General features: G+C 72.2%; 3 protein-coding genes. 2 read left to right on the top strand and 1 reads right to left on the bottom strand.

Annotation, left to right across the window (positions count from 1 at the left end; translation table 11 throughout):
• Nucleotides 1–1,607: PASTA domain-containing protein (locus ACFFCN_RS17980; protein WP_375493897.1), on the top strand; the 1,607-nt coding region annotated here is incomplete at its 5' end.
• A gap of 28 nt (nucleotides 1,608–1,635) precedes the next feature.
• A complete protein-coding gene (gene aroF, locus ACFFCN_RS17975) occupies nucleotides 1,636–2,676 on the top strand; it encodes a 3-deoxy-7-phosphoheptulonate synthase (RefSeq protein WP_375493895.1) in 1,041 nt (346 codons plus the stop codon).
• Between the two features lie 11 nt (nucleotides 2,677–2,687).
• On the opposite strand, the gene ACFFCN_RS17970 is transcribed toward aroF, so the two are convergent.
• Nucleotides 2,688–3,221 carry a DUF1990 family protein gene (locus ACFFCN_RS17970; RefSeq protein WP_375493893.1) on the bottom strand — a complete coding sequence of 178 codons (534 nt, stop codon included), beginning with the start codon at nucleotides 3,219–3,221 and terminating at the stop codon, nucleotides 2,688–2,690.
• Nucleotides 3,222–3,408: the final 187 nt, after the last annotated feature.

Genomic DNA, 3,408 nt, shown 5'->3' with positions numbered 1-3,408 from the left:
CCCGCGCGGTGGAAAGCGACGCCTCCGCCACCCGGACGGGCCTGATGATGGGCACGGTCGCCTACTGCTCGCCGGAGCAGATCGCGCGGGGCAGCGCCGACCCCCGCTCGGACGTCTACTCCGCGGGCGTCGTGCTGTTCGAGCTGCTGACCGGTCAGCCGCCCTACCGCGGCGACTCCGCGATGAACATCGCGTACCAGCACGTGCACAGCCGGGTGCCCGCACCGTCGTCCCGGTTGCGCCCGGACGGTGACGTCCCGAGCGAGATCGACGAACTGGTCATCAACGCGACCGACAGCGACCCGAGCAGCCGCCCGGCGGACGCCGCCGCGTTCCTGGCCGAACTCGCCGACGTCCGCGCCGAGCTGGCCCTGCCGGTGACACCCGTCCCGCGCCGTGTCCGCAGCGGCGCGCCGGGCCGCGGGCCGCGCCGCGTTCCGCCGGTCCGGCACGCCACTCCGGACGCGGTGACGACAGGTGAGATCCGCAGCCAGGCCGGGCGCAACGACACCGTCGTCGACCCCGAATGGGCCCGGACCCGCCAACCCACCCAGGGACGCGCTCCGGCCCGCAACGGCAAGGCGCGCGGCGGCGTGGCGGCGCGTGGCGACGACGTCGCCGACCGGTTCGCGGCCGCGCCGCCGGACCTGCCGCCCGATCACCCGGGCACTGACAACCGCGCGCCCGCGCCGTACCGGCGGCGCCGCCGCATCGCGCTCATCGTCGTGCTGCTGCTCGCCCTGCTCGGCGCAGGCGTCGGGTACGGCGCGTGGTACTTCGCCGCCGGCCGCTTCTCGCAGGTGCCCGCCGTACGTGGGGCCACCGAGCAGTCGGCGTTGCAGCGACTCAAAGCGGCCGGGTACCGCGTGTCGGTGCAGCCCGGTCCGCGCTTCGACGACACGGTGCCCCGAGGCCGGGTGCTGCGCACGACCCCGGCCGGTGATGCACGGGTGGTACGTGGCGCACGCGTCGTCGTGCTGCTGTCGGCCGGCCCGCAGCACTTCGCCGTCGACGACGTCGCGGGGCAGGATCCCGACCAGGCACGGCAGGCTCTGTTGTCGGTGGGGCCGGTACGCGTCGCGGACCAGGTGCGGCCCGAGGCCAGTGACACCGTCCCCGCCGGCCGGGTCACGCGCACGGATCCCGCAGCGGGCGCCCAAGTGACGTCCCACCAGACCATCACGATCTACGTGTCCACCGGGCCGCCGATGGTCGACGTGCCGGACATCGCCGCCGGCACGCCTGTCGCCGACGCGAAGTCGGCGTTGAAGAAGGCACACTTCAAGGTCAACCTCGTCGGGGCGTACAACGACACCATCGCCGCGAACCAGGTCATCGCGATCGCGCCGACCGGCCAGGCGCGCAAGTTCAGCGCCGTCACGGTGACGTATTCGCGCGGTCCGCAGATGGTGCCGGTGCCGAACATCGCGCCCGGTGACTCGGTGACCGACGCACGCCAGGCGCTCGCCGCGGTGGGTCTGCGCGCCGACGTCCGGCCGTTCCTCGGCGAGCCCGGCACCCCGACCACCGTGCTCGGGGTCAACCCGCGCGCCGGCACGCAGGTACGCGCCGGTTCGGTCGTGATCGTGTACGGCGTCGGCGGCTGAGCGTCCGGCGGTCGATAGGCTGCCGCACATGGTCATCGTGATGGCGCCGGAGGCGAACGACGACGACATCACCGCCGTCATCGGGCAGATCGGGGTGCACGGCGGGCAGGCGTTCGTCAGCCGTGGCGTGATGCGCACGATCATCGGCGTCGTCGGCACCGAGGACGTGCTCGAGACGCTGAGCGCGTCGAACATCGCCGGGCTGACGGGCGTGGCCGAGACGATGCGCATCACCGCGCCGTACAAGCTGGTGTCGGCGCAGAACCACAGCCGGCGCACCACGATCCGCGTCGGCGGCGTGCCGATCGGGCCGGACACCTTCACGCTCATCGCCGGCCCGTGCGCCGTCGAGACGCCGGCGCAGACACTCGAGGCCGCGCAGCTGGCCAAGCGGGCCGGCGCGACCCTGCTGCGTGGGGGTGCCTACAAGCCGCGCACCTCGCCGTACGCGTTCCAGGGACTCGGCGTCGACGGCTTACGCATCCTCGCCGACGTCCGCAACGAGACGGGGTTGCCCGTCGTCACCGAGGTGATGGACGCATCCGACGTCGACACGGTGTGCGAGTACGCGGACATGTTGCAGATCGGCACGCGCAACATGCAGAACTTCGGGTTGTTGCAGGCGGTCGGCGGGGCCGGCAAGCCGGTGATGCTCAAGCGCGGGCTGACCGCCACCTACGAGGAGTGGCTGATGGCCGCGGAGTACATCGCGCAGCGCGGCAACCTCGACATCGTGTTGTGCGAGCGGGGCGTGCGCTCGTTCGAGCCGGCCATCCGCAACATGCTCGACGTGTCGGCGGTGGGCATGGTGCAGGCGCAGTCGCACCTGCCGGTGATCGTCGATCCGTCCCACGCCGCCGGCCGACGCGATCTGGTGGTGCCGCTGGCGCGGGCCGGCATCGCGGCCGGTGCTGACGGCGTGATGGTCGACGTGCACCCGCGCCCGGAGACGGCGCTGGTGGACGGCGCCCAGGCACTGTTCGGTGAGTCGTTGGACGAGCTCGCGCAGGCCGTCGCGACGATCCCGCCGCTGCTCGGCCGGACCAGCGCAGCGCACCTCGCCGGCTGACGCAACCGACGTCAGTCGTCCAGCGCGTGCAAGTAGCGACGCGTGATGCGCTTCTGGATCCAATGGGTCGCTGGTCCGCCGAGCCTCGCCAGCGTGGCGTGCGGGCGCGAGAACGCGTCGATCGCCAGCTCGACCCGATTGTCAGACCGTTGCCGGACGACGAAACGCTCCTCGCCGGATTCAGGATGGCCGGGAAGCGTGCCGTAGGCGAAACCGCGCCGATCGACATCGTCGACGACATAGACCACCCGACAGGGTGCACAGAGCCGCACCCTGGACAGTCCCAAGCCCAGCAGCACAACTGCATCGTCCTCAACAGTCGCACTTGAGGCTGCGACTCGGAGTCCAGCGCCGGAGTGGAGCTGCCAGGTCATCAGTCGTGCAGCGGCCCGTTCGAAGTCGACGTCGTCGGGCAGCACGCGGACACGATGGAACGCCGCGAAGCCCGATGGAAACTGGCCGGCTGTCTGGCCGACCTCGTCGTAAGTGAAATGCATGCGCCGCAACTCGGCGACTCGAGCATCCGGAAGCTGCGCCACCGCCATCCGCTGATCATTGCAGCGCTTCTACGACGACGAGGCACTTGATACCGGCCCGTCGCGGTGTCGAAGATCGAGTAACCGCTGCCGCGCGGTGCCAAGTGGCCCGCCGTGGGGGGGCGCGGGGGGGGGGCCCGCGGGCGGTTGCCCCCCCGCCGCGGCCCCCCCGGGCGGGGAGCCGCGAACCGGCCGG

Source organism: uncultured Jatrophihabitans sp. (assembly GCF_964246335.1).
Classification (GTDB): domain Bacteria; phylum Actinomycetota; class Actinomycetes; order Mycobacteriales; family Jatrophihabitantaceae; genus Jatrophihabitans.
The sequence above is the reverse complement of the archived record's forward strand: the minus strand, read 5'-3'. Positions and strand labels throughout refer to the sequence as shown.